Here is a 16,843-nt window from a genome sequence, read left to right as displayed (position 1 = left end):
AGTCACGCCCGGTGGCTGGTCGCCGCCGCGCCGTGGGGACGTGGCAGCGTGATGGCGCCGGTCTCGAGGTGGCCGACGCTGACGATCTCGGGGCCGAGGAACCGGCGGGCGAGCCGCAGGAACCCGGCCTTGTCGTCGCCGGTCGCCTCGAACGCGTAGGTCGGGGGCTCGGTCGTCGTGCGCTCGAGCCCGTGCTCGACGAGCCGGCGGTAGACGTCGCTGGCGGTCTCCTCGGCGCTGGAGACCAGCGTGACGTCCGGGCCCATCACGTACTGGATGGCCGCGGACATCAGCGGGTAGTGCGTGCAGCCGAGCACGAGCGTGTCGACGTCGGCGGCCCGGATCGGCGCGAGGTACCCGGCGGCGATCTCGCGGAGCTCGGGCGACGAGGTGTCCCCGGCCTCGACGAACTCGACGAACCGCGGGCACGCCGCCAGGGTCAGCGACACGTCGGACGCCACGGCGAAGGCGTCCTCGTAGGAGCGCGACCCGATCGTGCCGACGGTCCCGATCACGCCGATCCGGCCGGTCCTGGTCTGCTTGACGGCGGCGCGGGCCGCGGGCTGGATGACCTCGACCACGGGGATGCCGTAGGCCTGCTCGTAGCGCTCGCGGGCGTCCCGGAGCACGGCCGAGGACGCGGTGTTGCAGGCGATCACGAGCGCCTTGACGCCCTGTTCGACCAGGTCGTCCATCACCTGGAGCGCGTACCGGCGGACGTCCGCGATCGGCTTCGGGCCGTACGGCGAGTGCACGGTGTCGCCGACGTACCGGATGCTCTCGCGCGGGAGCTGGTCGATGATCGCCCGGGCGACCGTCAGGCCGCCGACGCCGCTGTCGAAGACTCCGATCGGTGCATCCGTCACGTGACCAGCGTACCGACGCACGCCGACAGGACCGACCCGAGCACAGCCTCCCGTCCGCCCTTCTGGGTAGTGTCGTGGAGGTGACCAGCGCGCTCCTGACGGACCAGTACGAACTCACCATGGTCGACGCGGCCCTGAAGGACGGCACCGCCGACCGCCGCTGCGTGTTCGAGGTGTTCACCCGGCGGCTGCCGGACGGGCGGCGCTACGGCGTCGCGGCCGGACTCGGCCGCTTCCTGACCGCGCTCACCGACTTCCGGTTCGGCGACGAGGAGATCGGCTTCCTGCGGGACCGCGGCGTGATCGACGCCGGCACCGCCACCTGGCTCGCCGACTACCGGTTCACGGGCGACGTCCGCGCCTACCGGGAGGGCGAGGTCTTCTTCCCGAACTCCCCCGTGCTGCAGATCGAGGGCACCTTCGCCGAGGCCGTCGTGCTCGAGACCCTGGCACTGTCGATCTTCAACGCCGACTCCGCGATCGCCTCGGCGGCCGCGCGCATGGTGTCCGCCGCCGACCACCGCCCGCTCGCCGAGATGGGCTCCCGCCGGACGGGCGAGTGGAACGCGGTCGCCGCCGCCCGCGCCGCGTACATCGCCGGGTTCGGTGCCACGAGCAACCTCGAGGCGGGCCGCAGCTGGGGCATCCCGACGATGGGCACCGCCGCGCACGCCTTCACGCTGCTGCACGACTCCGAAGAGGCCGCGTTCCGCTCGCAGCTCGACGCACTCGGCGACGGCACCACGCTGCTCGTCGACACGTACGACATCGAGGCCGCCGTCGAGACCGCCGTCCGCCTGACGGACGGGCGGCTCGGTGCGGTCCGCATCGACAGCGGCGACCTGCCGTCGGTGGTCGCCTCGGTGCGCGCCCAGCTCGACCGCCTCGGCGCGACCGGCACGAAGATCACGGTGACGAACGACCTCGACGAGTACACCATCGCGGCACTCCGGGCGGCTCCCGTCGACTCCTACGGTGTCGGCACCTCGGTCGTCTCCGGCTCCGGCCACCCGGCCGCCGGCATGGTGTTCAAGCTCGTCGCGCACCACACCGCGGGCGGCGAGTGGGTGTCGGTGGCGAAGAAGTCGGCCGACAAGGCGTCGATCGGCGGCCGGAAAGAGGCCGGCCGGCGACTGCGCAACGGGATCGCCACGGCCGAGGTCGTGCGGACGTCCGGATCGGTCGGGCCGGACGAGCGGCCGTTGCTCGTGCCGGTCGTGACCAACGGGGAGGTCGACCCGGCGTTCCTCGGGGTCCGCGGGGTCGAGGCCGCGCGCGCGCACCACAGGGGCGCCAAGGCCGAGCTGCCGGCGGACGCCGCGCGGATCGGGCGGGGCGACCCGGCGATCCCGACGCTGATCGTCTGAGGGGCTACTCGGCCTTCATCTTCTCGTAGATGGCCTTGCAGTCCGGGCAGACCGGGAACTTCTCCGGGTCGCGGCCCGGGATCCACTTCTTGCCGCACAGGGCCTTCACCGGCTTGCCGCTCAGGGCGGACTGCAGGATCTTGTCCTTCTTGACGTAGTGCGAGAAGCGCTCGTGGTCGCCGGGCTCGATCGCCTCTTCTTCGAGGAGCTTCTCGAGCTCGCGGTCCATCACGTCGAGTCCGCCGCCACCGGGTTCCGTCATGCTCATGGGACAAGCGTACGTCGGGTGCGGGTTGCTCGCTTGCTCGGGCTGCGTGGTCGCTCGGGCTGCGTGCGCGGTCGGACTGCGTGCGCGGTCGGACTGCGTGCGCGGGCTGCGTGCTCGGTCGGGCTGCGTGCGCGTTCGGGCTGGGTGCGCGCTCGGGTTGCGTGCGCGTGCGCTAGTTCCGCTGTGCCGCTGCCAGCAGGTCCGGGCCGTGCCGGTCGAACAGCGTCCCGCCCGCGATCACGCCGACGGCGAGCACCACGACGCCGATCCCCGCGCCGACCACCAGCGTCAGCATCGCCCACGGCTCCGCGCCGTCGGACAGCGCCAGCACCGCCGACCATGCTGCGGGGACCGAGAACAGCAGGATCCCGATGATCGTCGACGACTGCGACACGGTGGACACCACGCCGGCGGCCTGCGGCTGCTGGAAGGGACGGTCCCCCGGGCGGACGGTCGGGTACGGCAGCAGGACGGACACCACGCTCGAGATGCCGAGCCCCGCGAACAGCGCCCCGACACACACGCCGATGAGCACCGGGAACGCGACCCAGTCGCCGAACAACCAGGCCGACACCGCGGACCCCGCGACGATCGCGGGCACACCGACGACGATCACCGGCGTCAGCCGGCCGAGTCGGTCGCTCCACCCCGGGGCGCCCGACGCGACGTGCAACCACACCGCGGTGTTGTCGTAGGAGACGTCGTTGTGCGGCAGGAACCCGGCGATGACGGCCATCAGCGGCAGCGGGATGAGCGCCGTCCAGTGCCACGGCACCCCGGCCACCCCGAGCGGGACGACCACGATCGGCACGAAGAGCAAGATCATGTACGACGTGCGGTACCGCGGGTCGCGGCCCCAGTAGGTCAGTGCCCGGGCGGCCACGGCGGCCACGGGCGTCGCCCCGAGCCGGTCGAACCAGCCGAGCGTCCGGTAGCTCCGCACCCGGGTGCGGTCGTCGACCGTGACGAGCATCCGGCCGACGAGCCCCCACCACGCGGCGGCGAGGAGCCCGAGCACCACGAGCGCGAGCAGCAGCTTCAGGACGCCCTCGCCCACGTGGCCGGAGGCGACGTCCGCGGGGACCGCCCACGCCGCGCCCCACGGGGTCCACCCGGAGACGTCCGCGATCCGCTGGAGCTCGGCGCTCCGCGGGTCCAGCCAGTCGACGCGGAGCAGCAGCGAGACGGTCGGGATGAGCAGCACGACGACGACCAGGGCGACGAGCCACCCGGCGTCCCGGCTCGGCCGGTGCGACCCGATCAGCCAGGACCCGACCGTGCAGCCGACCCGGACGAGCAGCCCGCAGGTGGCGATCACGACGAGTGCGGCGACGACGCCGAGCACGCCGGAGCCCGCACCGCGCATCCACGCCACGGACTGGGACACCGCGACGATCGCGACGCCGACGATCGGGACGCCGACGAGCCCGGCGACGCCGAGGCCGATCGCCAGGTCGCGTCGTCCGACGCCGAAGACCGCGAAGCGGCGCGGGTCGAACTGGTCCGCGCCGCCGACGGCCAGCGGGATGATCGTGAACCCGACCGTGATCAGGGTGCCGACCGGGACGATGACGGCACGCGCCACCGCGGGGTCGGCCGTGCGCAACGACGACATCGCGATGCCGATGAGCACCGCGGCGACGAGCCCGGCGAGGCTGCCGACGACGACGAGGACCGAGCGCCTGGCACTCCCGCGGACCTCGCCCGCGAGCAGGTCGGCCCTCAGCCGGAGAAGCTGTGCAACCATTCCATGCTCTCTGCGACGACGCGGCCACCCGCGAGTTCCACGAACTTGTCCTCGAGGCTCTTCCGGCCACGGACCTGCGCCATCGTGCCCGAGGCGAGCACCTTGCCACCGACGATGATGGCGACCGAGTCGCACGTGCGCTGGACCAGCTCCATCGAGTGGCTCGACAGCACGACCGTGCCGCCGCCCTGCGTGTAACGGCGGAGGATCTCGGTGATGGTCGCCGAGCTGACCGGGTCCACGGACTCGAACGGTTCGTCGAGCACGAGCACGCGCGGGGAGTGGATCAGGGTGGCGGCGAGGGCGATCTTCTTCGCCATGCCGACGGAGTAGTCCGCGACCGGGCGTCCGAGCGCGTCCCCGAGCCCGAAGGCCTCGGCGAGGTCGGTGCTGCGGGACCGGGCGGTCTTGCCGTCGATCCCGCGGAGCGTCGCCGAGTAGAAGAGCAGCTGCGCGCCGGTGAGCCGGTCGAACAGACGCAGCCGGTCGGGCAGCACGCCCATGCTCCGCTTCGCCGCGGCGGGGTCCGCCCAGACGTCGTGGTCGAGCACGGTGGCGGTGCCGGCGTCCGGACGCAGCAGGCCGGTGAGCATCGACAGGGTCGTGGTCTTGCCGGCGCCGTTCGGGCCGACGACTCCGAAGATCGAGCCCTGGCGGATCTCCAGGTCGACCTCGTCGGCGGCGAGGGTCTGGCCGTACCGCTTCACCAGGCCGCTGGCGCGGAGGACCACGGGCTGCTGCTTCGTCGCCTGCTTCGGTGCGGCGGTGCGGGCCTTCTTCTTGGGGGCGGGCCGGGTCTGCGCGTCACGGGCGGGAGGCTCGGTGCCGGTGACGACGTCGTCCACCGTCGTCTCGGTGGTCGCGTCTGTCTCGGTGGTCGCGGCTGTCTCGGTGGTCGCGTCTGTCTCGGTGGTCGCGTCGGCAGCCGCGGCGCCCTGCGGGCGTGTCGCACGGCTCGGGCGCTTCCCCCTGGGCTGCTTCGCCGAGCCCGGCTTCGTCGCCCTGGGCCTGCTGGCTCCGGGCTTCGTGGCTCCGGTCCCCGTGCCCGCGGACTTCGTCGTGCTCGACGGGGCCGCCGCCGGCAGGAAGCCCGTCTCGTCGGACGCCCGTGCGTCGTCGTCCGTCCTGGTGGTGTCGTCGGTCGTGGTGGTGCTGTCGTCCGTCATGCCGTCCTGGTCGGGGCGGTCGTCCGCATCGCTGTCCCCCGGGTCGCTGTGTGTCGAGACGCCCGCCGTGTCGTCGGCGGTGTCGTCCCCGTCGTCCTGGTCGACGTCGTCGAGCTCGTCCGTCTCGTCGTCGACCTCGGTGAGCCACGCAGCGTCGGACGTGGCGTACACGTCCTCGTCGTCCCCTGCTGCAGCCACCACGGCCCCACCGTACCAACGCGGTGGGGTCATCGGCGGGGGCGGACACCCAGTGTCACGAAATGACTACGAACCCACTCAGCCCGTACCCCGGTGGAGGGTCTTTCCGTATGATTCACCGGGGCACGACGGAGTGTTCACCACTTGGAAACCTGCTCGGACCGTGCACACGGCCCGATGTCCGACACCGTCCACGACGCGACGATGACGTGACTCTCGGCTGATTCGGATCGACTGCGAGCAGACTCGACGTGGCCTGTCCGTGCCCATCGGTGCGCGGGCGGACACCGGAAGGGACCAACATGACCACGCAGATCGTCATCCTCGCAGCGGGGATGGGCAGCCGCCTCGGGCGCAGCCTGCCGAAGCCGCTCACCGAGCTCAGCGACGGCCGCACCATCATGCAGCAGCAGTTCGAGAACATCCGCGCGGCGTTCGGCTCGAGCGCCCGGATCACCGTCGTCGTCGGCTACAAGTCGGAGTACATCGTCGAGGCCTTCCCCGAGGCGAACTTCGTCTACAACGAGTCCTACGACTCCACCAACACCTCGAAGAGCCTCCTCCGTGCGCTGAAGGCCACGGGCAAGGGCGGCGTCCTCTGGATGAACGGCGACGTCGTCTTCGACCCCCGCGCGCTCGTCCGTGCGGCCGACATGATGGACCAGGACCGCTCGTTCGTCAGCGTCAACACCGAGAAGGTGTCCGACGAAGAGGTCAAGTACACCGTCGACGCCGAGGGCTTCATCCACAAGCTCTCGAAGCAGGTCGTCGGTGGCCTCGGTGAAGCCGTCGGGATCAACTACGTCTCGTCCGCCGACAAGCAGGCCCTCATCCGCCAGCTCGGTCGCGTCGACGACCAGGAGTACTTCGAGGGCGGCATCGAGGCTGCCATCGGCGAGGACGGGCTACGCTGGACGCCGATCGACATCTCCGACCTGTACGCGGTCGAGATCGACTTCGCCGAGGACCTCGAGCGCGCGAACAACCTGTTCGCCTGAGCAGCCGGTCTCCTCTCGGCGATCCAGGCCGGAAGGACCCCATGACGACAGCGAGTGCGCCGACCGCGCCCGTGGCCGCCGCCCCGGCGGCGACCCGGAGTGCCGGTCGGCGCTATCGTCATGCGCTCTGGTTGCTGACCAAGCGCGACCTGCGCGTCCGCTACTCGACGTCGGCGCTCGGCTACTTCTGGTCGATCCTCGATCCCCTGGTGATGTCGGGGATCTACTGGTTCGTCTTCACGCAGGTCTTCCACCGCGGCTCGGTGGGCGAAGAGCCGTACATCGTCTTCCTCCTGGCGGCACTCCTGCCCTGGATGTGGTTCACCGGCGCGGTCTCCGACTCGACCCGGGCGTTCATCAAGGAGTCGAAGCTGATCCGCTCGACGACGATCCCCCGGAGCATCTGGGTGCTGCGGATCGACGCGTCGAAGGGCATCGAGTTCCTCCTGAGCATCCCGGTGCTCGCGGTCTTCGTGATCGCAACCGGGGCGCACGTGCACTGGCAGGTCGTGCTGTACCCGCTCGCGATCGTGCTGCAGGCGGCGCTGGCGTACGGCATCGGGCTGATCGTGGCCCCGCTCGTGGTGTTCTTCCGCGACCTCGAGCGCGCGGTGAAGCTCGTCCTCCGCTTCGCGTTCTACGCGTCGCCGATCATCTACGGTCCGAGCGCACTCCCCGACGTCCTGCACGACCTCGCGGCGATCAACCCGCTGACCGGCATCTTCGGCATCTACCGATCGGCGTTCTTCCCGGGCCAGCTCGACTGGTTCCAGGTGCTCGCCTCGACCGTCACGACGGGCATCGTCCTGGCGATCGGGCTCACGGTGTTCCGGCGCAGCGAGCACCGCGTCCTCAAGGAGCTCTGATGACCGCCACGCAGTCCACCGGTCAGACGAAGGCCGTGGCGCCGGTGATCTCCGTCACGGACGCCGGGATCCGGTTCAAGCGGAACCGACGCGCGAGCCGCAGCTTCAAGGACCTGTTCGCCGGCAGCAACCGCCGGAAGCGCGGCGACGAGTTCTGGGCGCTGCGGCACGTGTCGTTCGACGTCCGCCCCGGCGAGGCGATCGGCGTGGTCGGCCGCAACGGGCAGGGCAAGTCGACGCTCCTGAAGCTCGTGGCGCAGGTCATGCTGCCCGACGAGGGCCGCGTCCGCGTCGGTGCCGGGGTGGCACCCCTGATCGAGATCACCGGTGGCTTCGTCGGCGACCTCACCGTGCGCGACAACGTCTACCTGACCGCCGGTCTGCACGGGATGTCCCGCGCGGAGATCCGGGACAGCTTCGACGAGATCATCGACTTCGCGGAGATCGGCGACTTCGTCGACACCCCGTACAAGCACCTCTCGAGCGGCATGAAGGTCCGGATCGCGTTCTCGGTGATCTCGCGGCTCGACGAGCCCGTGATCCTGGTGGACGAGGTCCTGGCGGTCGGCGACAAGGCCTTCCGCGAGAAGTGCTACAAGCGCATCGAGGAACTCCTCGCCGGCGGCCGCACCCTGTTCTTCGTCTCCCACAGCGACAAGGACCTGCGCCGGTTCTGCCAGCGCGGCCTGTACCTCGACAAGGGCCGGCTGCAGCTCGACGGCCCCATCGAGGACGCCCTCGCGCGCTACAACGCGGAGTACGGCGTCTGACCTCGGGGTCCCCGTCCCACCACACCCTCGCCCCCACGACCCCTCCTCCACAAGCACGGGTCCCCACGGCAGGACCGGCCCCCCACCGTCAGACCCTCCCCCTACCGTTTCCCCCATGCACCCAACACCCACCGCCTACCCGGTACCGTTCGCAGTCGACCGCACCCAAGCGCCACACCGCTACGACCTCGTCAACATCGGCGACGAGCCGATCGACGGTCTGAGCCTGACCCACCTCGGCACGGGCTACTGCCCGCCCCTCGTCGTCCGGCACCTCGATCCCGGGCGCAGCATCGGGATCGCGGTCTTCGGCGCCTCCGCAGAAGAGACCGGCGTCGTCATCGTGCGGTGGCGTCGTCCGGACCGCTCCGAGTACCTGTGGCGGATGTCCCTCGCCGGCGCCGGCCTCGCCCCGTGACCACCGGCCGACGTCAGCGCTCCTGACGCTCCCGCGCGACCTCGTGCCAGCGGGAGACCAGCCGCTCGATCGCGTCGTGGAAGCGCGCGGTGGCGGTGCCCGGCGTCGTGTCGCCGAAGTACCGGGTCACCCAGTGCTGCAGCTGCGCCAGTTCGTCGGCGTCGTGCGCGGCCGCGTCCACCCGAGCGACCACGTCGGCCGCGTCGGGTGCCAGCAGCCAGTTCGCGGCTGCCAGGTACCCGCGCTCGTCGACGTCCGCTTCCGGGTCGACCGGGCGCGTCACGATGAGCGGCTTGCCGACGGCCAGTCGGTCGTAGATCATGGCGCTGATGTCGGTGATCGCGACGTCGGCGTCCGCGAGCTGCCAGCCCAGCTCCGCGCCGTCGTCGTACACGTGGTGCGCCGAGGCGTCCGCGGCGTTCGCCGACGCGATGGCGGCGACGATGCGCTCGTGCGCCGCCTTGTACTCCGGGTCCCGGACACCGCTGCGCGGATGCGGCCGGTACACCAGCCGGTGCCGAGGAGACGCCAGTACCCGCTCGGCGATCGTGGTGCCGTGGGTCGCGATCGACCCGTACGCGGCCGCTGCCCGGTCGCCCTCCCACGTCGGCGCGTAGAGCACGACGGTGCGGCCGTCGTGCGGGTACGGGGGCTCGCCGGCGAAGTGGTCGGCCTGCGGACGCCCGATGGGGATCGCTCGCCGCTCGAGGTCGTAGTCCCACAGGGCTTCTTCGAGCCGGTCACGAGCGGCGTCACCGGCGATCAGGGCGTAGTCGTACGCCTTGAACTGGTTCGTCGTCATGTACATCTTGTCGCTCTCGCCGTGGTTCACGAAGACGTGCCACATCCGCCCGTACCGCATCATCTGGAAGTTGCGGGCGTTCTGGTTGACGTAGAGCACGACCTTCGGCGCCTGCTCCTCGACGAACCGCTCCAGGTCGACCACCTGCCGGGCGTACACCGACCGCACGGGTGCTTCGTCGAGCAGCGTGAGCATCGTGCCGGGGCTGCGCGAGATGATCGCGACGGGCCGCGTGCGGGACAGCTCCGCGAGCGGGGCGTACCACTGCCGGACCTGGTACATGTTCACGGGCCCGTCGGCGAAGTACACCGCGATCTCGATGCTGCCGGGTGCCAGCGGCTGCTCGGCGGACAGCCGTCGAGCCAGCTGGCGTCGCTGTCCGCGGGAGTGCAGGAGCCTGCGCACGAGGCGGTACGCCGTGCGGACGTCGGTGGTGATCGGCATGCGGACCTCTCTCTCGTGGGTGGGGCGCTCAGACGACGGGCGGGCGACCGGCGATGGTCATCCGGCCGATCGTCAGCCAGCCCATGGGGGACGCCGGACCGCAGTCGCTGGTCCAGCCCTCACGGACACCGTCGAACCAGACGCGCAGGCGCGCCGGGTGCCGCCACCACCGGGCGGTCTGGATCGCGGCCCAGGACCCGACGTACAGCGGCCGGAGCACAGGCGGCAGGTTCCGACGGGCCAGCCAGACGCGGTTCCGGGCGTTCAGATGGTAGTACTCGGTGTGCCGTGCCGGGTCGATCGCGGGGTGGTGGGCGACGAGTTCCCCGGCGTACCAGGCCCGTCGGCCAGCATCCCAGACCCGCCACGCGAGCTCGATGCCCTCGTGCGCGTAGAAGTACGGCGCTCCCCAGCCCCCGACGACGCGGTACACGTCCATCGGCAGCACGACCGCGCCCTCCCACACCGAGAACACCGGCGACGACTCCGTCGGGTCGCCCTTCCGGATGCGCGGCACCCACCGGAGCGGGTTCGCGGCACCGGAGGGATCCACGACGCGCGGCTGCACCAGCCCGAGGGACGGGTCCCGCTCGAACAGTGCGACGGCGTCGCGCAGGAAGGTCTCCGACGGGATCGACGCGTCGTCGTCGAGGAAGAACACGTAGTCGCCGTCGACCATCTCGGCGCCGGCGTTCCGGCCGGCCGGGATGCCGACGTTCTCGGGCAGTGCCAGCGCGCGGACGCCGTCCGGCAGGTCGACCGGCTCCCAGCCGTTGCCGACGCACACGACGTCGAGCTCCACCTCCTGCTGGGCGAGGACGCTCTCGAGGCCGCGGCGCAGGTCGTCCGGTCGGGTGCCCTGGGTGAGGCTCACGACGGCGACCCGTGGGCGCTCGCGGTGCGGGACCGCGTGGCGACGGACGGTGCCGGGCGTCACGCGCGCACCCGCTTCGACGAGATGATCGCCAGGAAGTGCCCGGCCGTCGCCACCACGGCGAGCGGCAGCAGCACGCCGACCAGGATCCGGTCGGCGAGCGGGTCCCCGATCACGAGCCCGAGCAGCGCGAAGACGGACGCCAGCATCGAGAGCTCGACCGAGTGGTACAGGCGGTGGAACGGCAGGAACCGTGCGACGCGGCGCAGGGAGGCCAGCCGCCGACCGGACGGCGCCGTCGAGGCGTCGCGACGGTCGACGAGCTTGTCGAGCCCGGAGTTGGCGCGGGCCACGTGCACCATGTCGTTCAGCGCCTTGTTCCAGACGATGACCAGCCCGAGCGCGCAGCCGATCGTCGTCCACGTCCAGTCCGCGTCGTGGATCGGCCACGTGGCCGCTCGGATCCCGAGGGCGACCGGGATGAGTCCCTCGGTCGTGTAGTGCCCGACCTTGTCCAGGAAGACCCCCGCCGGCGAGCGGGTGCCGCGCCACCGGGCGACCTCGCCGTCCGAGCAGTCGACGAGCATCTGGAGCTGCCCGAGCACGAGGGCGAGCGCCGCACCCCAGATCCCCGGGATGAGCAGGGCCGCGGCGACCGACCAGCCGACCAGGATCATCAGGCCGGTGACCTGGTTCGCGCTGATCCGGGTCTTCAGGAGCACCCACGTCAGGTACGGCGAGATGTCCCGGAGGTACAGCGATGCCGTCCAGTGCTCAGCGTTGGCGCGCGAGCGGACCTCGTGGGGCTGGGCGACGGCGCGGAGCTCCGCGATCGACGTCGGGTGGGCGTACCCGCGCTCTGTGGGTTCGGGCTGGGGGTCGGTCAAGGAGGTCACCGTCCGGTGTGGGTCGTCAGCTCGGAGGTCCGCGTCAGGAACCCGACGATGAACCCGACCCCCCAGCCGATGTGGATGCAGGGCAGCACGACGAGGAGCCATGCTCGCGTGGCGGCGTCGGAGCGCCGGGAGACCGCGATCGTCCCGACGACGACGAAGAGCAGGTAGACCGCGGGCACGGCGAAGCCGAGCAGCGCCCACGCCGCTCCGCTGTGGAACAGTGCACCGATGATGCCGACGACGCCGGCGACCAGGCCGAGCCCGACCGCGGCGACCATCGCCGGCGGCACGAAGTACCGCAGGCCGTTGCCCGCCGGAAAACGCCGAGCCAGTTCGCCCCGCCAGAGTCCGGTCGCCACGAACTGCCGGACCAGGCGCTTGAGGCTCGGCCGCGGGCGGTAGGTCACGACGAGCTCCGGCGTGAACCAGACCGTCCCGCCGGTGGTGCGCAGGCGCCGGTTGAGCTCCCAGTCCTGGCCGCGCTTGATGCCCTCGTCGAACAGGCCGACCGCGAAGAGGCGGTCCCGTCGGAAGACACCGAGGTACGCGGTCTCGGCCGGACCGGCCTGTCCGCCGACGTGGTGCGGGGTGCCGCCGAGGCCGACCCGGCTGCCGTACGCCAGCGCAACGGCCTTCTCGAACGGGGTGCGACCCTCGGCGCGCATGATGCCGCCGACGTTGTCCGCGCCGGACTCCGTCAGCGTCCGCACCGCGATCCGCGTGTAGTCCCTCGGCAGCACCGAGTGCGCGTCGACGCGCACCACGATGGGGTGCTCGGACGCACGGATCGCGACGTTCAGCCCGGCGGGCGTCGAGCCGACGGGGTTCTCGACCGCGCGGATCCGCGGGTCGGCAGCGCTCATCTCGGCGACGAGCTCGTTCGTGCCGTCGATCGAGGGCCCGAGCGCCAGGACGACCTCGAACGGCCCCTCGTAGTCCTGGTCGAGCAGACTCGCGACGGCGGCCCGGACCTCGGTGACCTCGTTGAGGACGGGCATCACGTACGAGACGCCCGGCAGGGGCTGTCCGTCTGTCTGCATGCGTTCCTCGGGGTCCTGGCGGTGAGCGACTCGCAGCCTATCAAGAGGCCGACCGCCCCACCTGCGCGCTCCCCCACCGCCCCACGCCCCGCCCAGCGACCCACCGAGCGGGCGAAACACCCGGGTCCGGACGGCGACCCACGCCGGCATTCCGCCCGCTCACCGGAGCGCGCAGCCGAGCGGCATCCGAGCGGGCGAAATGCCCCGGTCCGGGTCACGGAGCACCCCGGCATTCCGCCCGCTCACCGAGCGAGCGGTCGAACGGGCGAAACACCCCGGTCCGGGTCACTGCCCACGCCGGCATTTCGCCCGCTCACCGAAGCACACGGCCGAGCGGGCGAAACACCCCGGTCCGGGTCACTGCCCACCCCGGCATTTCGCCCGCTCACCGAAGCGCGCAGTCGATCGCGCGAAACACCCCGGTCCGGGTCACTGCGCACCCCGGCATTTCGCCCGCTCACCGGAGCGGGCGGCCGAGCGGGCGAAACACCCGGGTCCGGAAGGCGGTCCACCCCGGCATTTCGCCCGCTCGTGGGAGGCGGGGCGGGGGCTGCGGAGGTGAGCACACGACGGACGGGAGGCCCGGTGCCAGCTGGCACCGGGCCTCCCGTCCGATCTGGGGTTGCGTCAGCTCTTGCTGTCGTAGGTCCCGAGGGTCACGTCGGCCTCGTGGGACTGGCCGTTGCGGACGTAGGTGATCGTCGTCTTCGCACCGCCGGCGAAGTAGCGCACCTGCGCGGTCAGGTCGGTCGCGTCCGAGACGGTCGCGTCACCGATCTTGGTGACGACGTCGCCCTTCTGCAGGCCGGCACCGGCGGCTGCGCCGCCGGACGAGACCGACTTGATGAGCGCACCCATCTGGGTGGCCTTGGCGTCCTCGTTCGCGTCACCGACCGTCGCGCCCAGCAGACCGTGGGTCGCCGAGCCGTTGTCGATGATCTCGTTCGCGACCCGCTTCACCAGGTTGGCCGGGATCGAGAAGCCGACGCCGATGCTGCCCGACTGCGAGTCGGACGAGTCCGTGCTGCCGGCGCTCGCGATCGCGACGTTGATGCCGATGAGCTTGCCCTTGGAATCGAGCAGCGCGCCGCCCGAGTTGCCCGGGTTGATCGACGCGTCGGTCTGGATGACCGGCAGCGACACCGTCGCGGTGGTGCCGGTGCTGGAACCGTTGTCGCCGTTGCCCCAGAAGTCGAACGGGCCGTTGCCGTTGTTGCCCTGGCCCTCGTTCGAGTCGCCGCCGGCGTTCGGGTCGCTCGAGGTGACCTGGATGCTGCGGTTCAGGGTCGACACGATGCCGTCGGTGACGGTGTTCGACAGGCCGAGCGGCGCACCGATCGCGACCGCGGTGTCCCCGACGTTGAGCTTCGAGGAGTCCGCGAACGTCATCGGCTTGAGGTCGCTCGCGTCGATCTTGATGACCGCGAGGTCGACCGTCGGGTCGGTGCCGACGAGCTTGCCGACGTAGATCTTGCCGTCGGAGGTCGTGACCTGGATGGTGCCCGTCGAGCTGTCGCCGTCGAGCGTCACCACGTGGGTGTTCGTGACGATGTAGCCGTCCTTGCTGAGGACGACGCCGGAGCCGGTGCCGGCCTCGCTCGAGGAGGACACGTTGATCGTCACGACCGACGGCGTGGCCTGTGCGGCGACCGCGGTGACGACCGTCGCGGAGTCGTAGTCGTTGACCGTGAGGTTGCCGCCGCTCGAGCTCGAGGAGCTCGACGTGGTGCCGCCGTTCGAGGTCGCTGCGACCCATCCGCCACCGGCCGCGCCGCCGACGAGTGCGCCGACGATGAGGCCGCCCACGAGGGGCAGGACGATCCGGGATCGCGTGGACTTCGGCTTCGTGGCCGTGTCCGTGGTCGCCCCGGCACCGGCCGCGCCGGTGGCGGCTGCGCCGGAGAAGTAGTAACCGTTGCTGCGCTGGTCAGAGCCGTCGGCGCGGTGGTCGTCGCCGTACGCGCTCGACGGGGCCTGCGCGGACTGGCCGGTCGGCTGCGTGTACGACTGCTGTCCGTAGGACTGCTGCCCGTACTGCTGCTGTCCGTAGGCCGACTGGTCGTACTGTGACTGCCCGTACTGCTGCTGGCCGTACTGCTGCTGGCCGTGGGTCGGCTGCTCAGAGGCGGATGCCGGCGCCTGCGCGGAGGCGGGCTGCGCGTACTCCCCGTAGCGGGGTCGGTCCTGCTGGCCGTACTGGTTGGTCTGCCCGTACTGGCTCGTCTGGCCGTACTGGCTGGTCTGGCCGTACGGGCTCTGATCGGCCTGGGCCGACTGGCCGTACTGGCTCGTCTGGCCGTACTGACTCGACTGGTCTGCCTGGCTCGTCTGGCCGTACTGACTCGACTGGTCTGCCTGGCTCGACTGGCCGGTCTGGCCGTACGGCGAGTGGTCCTGGCCGTATCCGCCCTGGCTCGTGCCGGAGCTGGCGTCCTGCCCGTACTGCGCCGTGGGGTACGGCGCCGTGTACTGGGTCGTCTCGTCCGCCGGCACCGGGTCGATCACGTCGGTGTGCTCCGCGTCGGCGTGCCGCGCGTGCTCGTCAGGGTTCTCCGCCCCGGTCGTGGTGGTCTCGGAGTCGCTGGGCGTCGACGCGCCAGCGTCGCCCGCCTGCTGCGCGGCATCGTCGGCGTCGACCTCAGGGGTCGTGTCGTCCGGACGGTTGTCGTCGCCGTGCCCGTTGGGCGTGGTGTCGGTCATGCTGGACGTGCTCCTTTCAAGCTCGTGCAGTCTGTCGCACGCACCTGGGCGATGCTCCTGACGGCCCTGCGAGTGCACTATGGCGATCTTATGCGTGCGCTGTGGATCGGATCTTCGGGCAGCGCGCCGTGACGCACTAGGTTGGGGTCCGTTCAGCGAGATCGCTCGTCGGAGGGAACCACATGCGGCAGTCAGGACCCTGGTTGCGAGCCGCAGAGGGCGCCATGCTCCTCGGCCCGGACGGCGTCCCGGCGCCCACGGTGTTCGCCGAGATGAGTGCGCTCGCTGCGAGCACCGGCGCGATCAACCTCGGGCAGGGCTTCCCCGACGAGGACGGCCCCGTCGAGGTCCTCGACGCGGCGGTCCGTGCCATCCGGGACGGGGTGAACCAGTACCCGCCGGGACGCGGGACGCCGGACCTGCGTCTGGCGATCGCCGAGCACCAGCAGCGTTGGTACGGCCTCGAGGTCGATCCCGACCGGGAGGTCTTGGTGACCGCCGGCGCGACCGAGGCGCTCGCAGCGACACTGCTCGCCCTCGTCGAGCCGGGTGACGAGGTGATCACGTTCGAGCCGTTCTACGACGCCTACGGAGCCCTGATCGTCCTCGCCGGCGGCACGCACGTCACGGTCCCCCTGAAAGCTCCCGACTTCCTGCCCGACGAGGACACGCTCCGGGCCGCGTTCTCGGACCGGACCCGCGCGGTCCTCGTGAACACCCCGCACAACCCCACCGGCCGGGTGCTCCCCGTCGAGGTGCTCCGCACCGTGGTCGAACTCGCGGCACGGTACGACGCCGTGATCATCACCGACGAGGTCTACGAGCACCTGACGTTCGACGTCCCGCACGTGCCGATCGCCACCCTGCCGGGCGCTCGGGAACGGACGGTGACGATCTCGAGCGCTGGGAAGACCTTCAGCACCACGGGCTGGAAGATCGGCTGGCTCACGGCTCCCCCGGCGCTGGTCGACGCGATCACGTCCGTGAAACAGTTCCTGACGTTCGTGAACGGCGCGCCGTTCCAGCCCGCCGTCGCGGTGGGCTTGCGCCTGCCGGACGAGGTCTTCAGCGGGATCGCTGCCGAGCTCGGCGCGAAGCACCGGTTGCTCGCGTCCGGCCTCGCGGCCGCGGGGCTCGAGGTGATGCGGCCGAACGGCGGCTACTTCGTCATCGCCGACGTCGCTTCGCTCGGGTACGCGGACGCTCGGACGTTCTGTCTCGAGTTGCCGGGCATCGCCGGGGTCGTCGGCGTCCCCGTCTCGGCGTTCGTGCGGCCGGGGAACGCCTCCGGGTACCGGTCCCTCGTCCGGTTCGCCTTCTGCAAGCGCCGGTCGGTGCTCGAAGAGGCGGCGGCCCGGCTCGCCGGACTCCGCGGAGCAGGTCGTGGCAACGCGGAAAGCTCGGTGATCGGTCGCGCCTGAGC

The 16,843-nt window shown here is 71.3% G+C and carries 15 protein-coding genes; 6 read left to right on the top strand and 9 right to left on the bottom strand.

Translation table 11 applies throughout. From position 1 onward, the window contains the following. Window positions 1-2: 2 nt before the first annotated feature. Window positions 3-866: a glutamate racemase gene (gene murI / locus ACIPJY_RS16275; RefSeq protein ID WP_400465830.1), complete on the bottom strand. Its 864-nt coding sequence runs from the start codon at window positions 864-866 to the stop codon at window positions 3-5. Window positions 867-940: 74 nt separating this feature from the next. Between murI and ACIPJY_RS16270 the strand changes: the two genes are divergently transcribed. Beyond that, window positions 941-2,233 carry a nicotinate phosphoribosyltransferase gene (locus ACIPJY_RS16270; RefSeq protein WP_400465827.1) on the top strand — a complete coding sequence of 431 codons (1,293 nt, stop codon included), beginning with the start codon at window positions 941-943 and terminating at the stop codon, window positions 2,231-2,233. Window positions 2,234-2,237: 4 nt separating this feature from the next. On the opposite strand, the gene ACIPJY_RS16265 is transcribed toward ACIPJY_RS16270, so the two are convergent. The 3 genes from ACIPJY_RS16265 to ACIPJY_RS16255 form a co-directional block, all read right to left on the bottom strand. Then, on the bottom strand, window positions 2,238-2,501 hold the full coding sequence (locus tag ACIPJY_RS16265; protein WP_071299074.1) for a DUF3039 domain-containing protein: 264 nt from the start codon (window positions 2,499-2,501) through the stop codon (window positions 2,238-2,240). 172 nt (window positions 2,502-2,673) lie between these two features. Further along, complete coding sequence (locus ACIPJY_RS16260) at window positions 2,674-4,248, bottom strand: ABC transporter permease (protein WP_400465824.1); 1,575 nt, start codon at window positions 4,246-4,248, stop codon at window positions 2,674-2,676. Continuing rightward, entirely contained in the window at window positions 4,224-5,615 is a 1,392-nt protein-coding gene (locus tag ACIPJY_RS16255) for an ABC transporter ATP-binding protein (RefSeq protein ID WP_400465821.1), read from the bottom strand. The genes ACIPJY_RS16260 and ACIPJY_RS16255 overlap by 25 nt, the downstream gene beginning before the upstream one ends. Window positions 5,616-5,914: 299 nt before the next feature. On the opposite strand from ACIPJY_RS16255, the gene ACIPJY_RS16250 reads away from it, so the two are divergent. From ACIPJY_RS16250 to ACIPJY_RS16235, 4 genes are all read left to right on the top strand, one after another. After that, the gene (locus ACIPJY_RS16250; RefSeq protein ID WP_123654074.1) at window positions 5,915-6,610 is read left to right on the top strand and encodes an NTP transferase domain-containing protein; all 696 of its coding nucleotides are present in this window, start codon (window positions 5,915-5,917) and stop codon (window positions 6,608-6,610) included. 41 nt (window positions 6,611-6,651) lie between these two features. Continuing rightward, the gene (locus ACIPJY_RS16245; protein WP_400465818.1) at window positions 6,652-7,476 is read left to right on the top strand and encodes an ABC transporter permease; all 825 of its coding nucleotides are present in this window, start codon (window positions 6,652-6,654) and stop codon (window positions 7,474-7,476) included. Next, the gene (locus ACIPJY_RS16240) at window positions 7,476-8,246 is read left to right on the top strand and encodes an ABC transporter ATP-binding protein (RefSeq protein ID WP_400465816.1); all 771 of its coding nucleotides are present in this window, start codon (window positions 7,476-7,478) and stop codon (window positions 8,244-8,246) included. Before ACIPJY_RS16245 ends, ACIPJY_RS16240 begins: the two co-directional genes overlap by 1 nt. A gap of 115 nt (window positions 8,247-8,361) precedes the next feature. Continuing rightward, on the top strand, window positions 8,362-8,664 hold the full coding sequence (locus ACIPJY_RS16235; protein ID WP_400465814.1) for a hypothetical protein: 303 nt from the start codon (window positions 8,362-8,364) through the stop codon (window positions 8,662-8,664). A 13-nt stretch (window positions 8,665-8,677) separates the two neighbouring features. Here the strand turns inward: ACIPJY_RS16235 and ACIPJY_RS16230 are convergent, their stop codons facing one another. The 5 genes from ACIPJY_RS16230 to ACIPJY_RS16210 form a co-directional block, all read right to left on the bottom strand. Continuing rightward, complete coding sequence (locus ACIPJY_RS16230) at window positions 8,678-9,910, bottom strand: CDP-glycerol glycerophosphotransferase family protein (RefSeq protein ID WP_400465811.1); 1,233 nt, start codon at window positions 9,908-9,910, stop codon at window positions 8,678-8,680. A 28-nt stretch (window positions 9,911-9,938) separates the two neighbouring features. Further along, a complete protein-coding gene (locus tag ACIPJY_RS16225; protein WP_400465809.1) occupies window positions 9,939-10,847 on the bottom strand; it encodes a glycosyltransferase family 2 protein in 909 nt (302 codons plus the stop codon). Next, the gene (locus tag ACIPJY_RS16220; RefSeq protein ID WP_400465806.1) at window positions 10,844-11,671 is read right to left on the bottom strand and encodes a CDP-alcohol phosphatidyltransferase family protein; all 828 of its coding nucleotides are present in this window, start codon (window positions 11,669-11,671) and stop codon (window positions 10,844-10,846) included. The genes ACIPJY_RS16225 and ACIPJY_RS16220 overlap by 4 nt, the downstream gene beginning before the upstream one ends. A gap of 5 nt (window positions 11,672-11,676) precedes the next feature. Further along, entirely contained in the window at window positions 11,677-12,720 is a 1,044-nt protein-coding gene (locus ACIPJY_RS16215) for a glycosyltransferase family 2 protein (RefSeq protein WP_400465803.1), read from the bottom strand. Window positions 12,721-13,347: 627 nt separating this feature from the next. Continuing rightward, on the bottom strand, window positions 13,348-15,420 hold the full coding sequence (locus ACIPJY_RS16210) for a S1C family serine protease (protein WP_400465800.1): 2,073 nt from the start codon (window positions 15,418-15,420) through the stop codon (window positions 13,348-13,350). Between the two features lie 182 nt (window positions 15,421-15,602). On the opposite strand from ACIPJY_RS16210, the gene ACIPJY_RS16205 reads away from it, so the two are divergent. Then, window positions 15,603-16,841, top strand: a complete 1,239-nt coding sequence (locus ACIPJY_RS16205; protein WP_400465797.1) for an aminotransferase class I/II-fold pyridoxal phosphate-dependent enzyme — start codon at window positions 15,603-15,605, stop codon at window positions 16,839-16,841. Window positions 16,842-16,843 lie beyond the last annotated feature (2 nt).

This window comes from Curtobacterium sp. NPDC090223, from assembly GCF_044746585.1.
Taxonomy (GTDB): domain Bacteria; phylum Actinomycetota; class Actinomycetes; order Actinomycetales; family Microbacteriaceae; genus Curtobacterium.
This window is presented reverse-complemented; position numbering and strand designations above follow the sequence as displayed.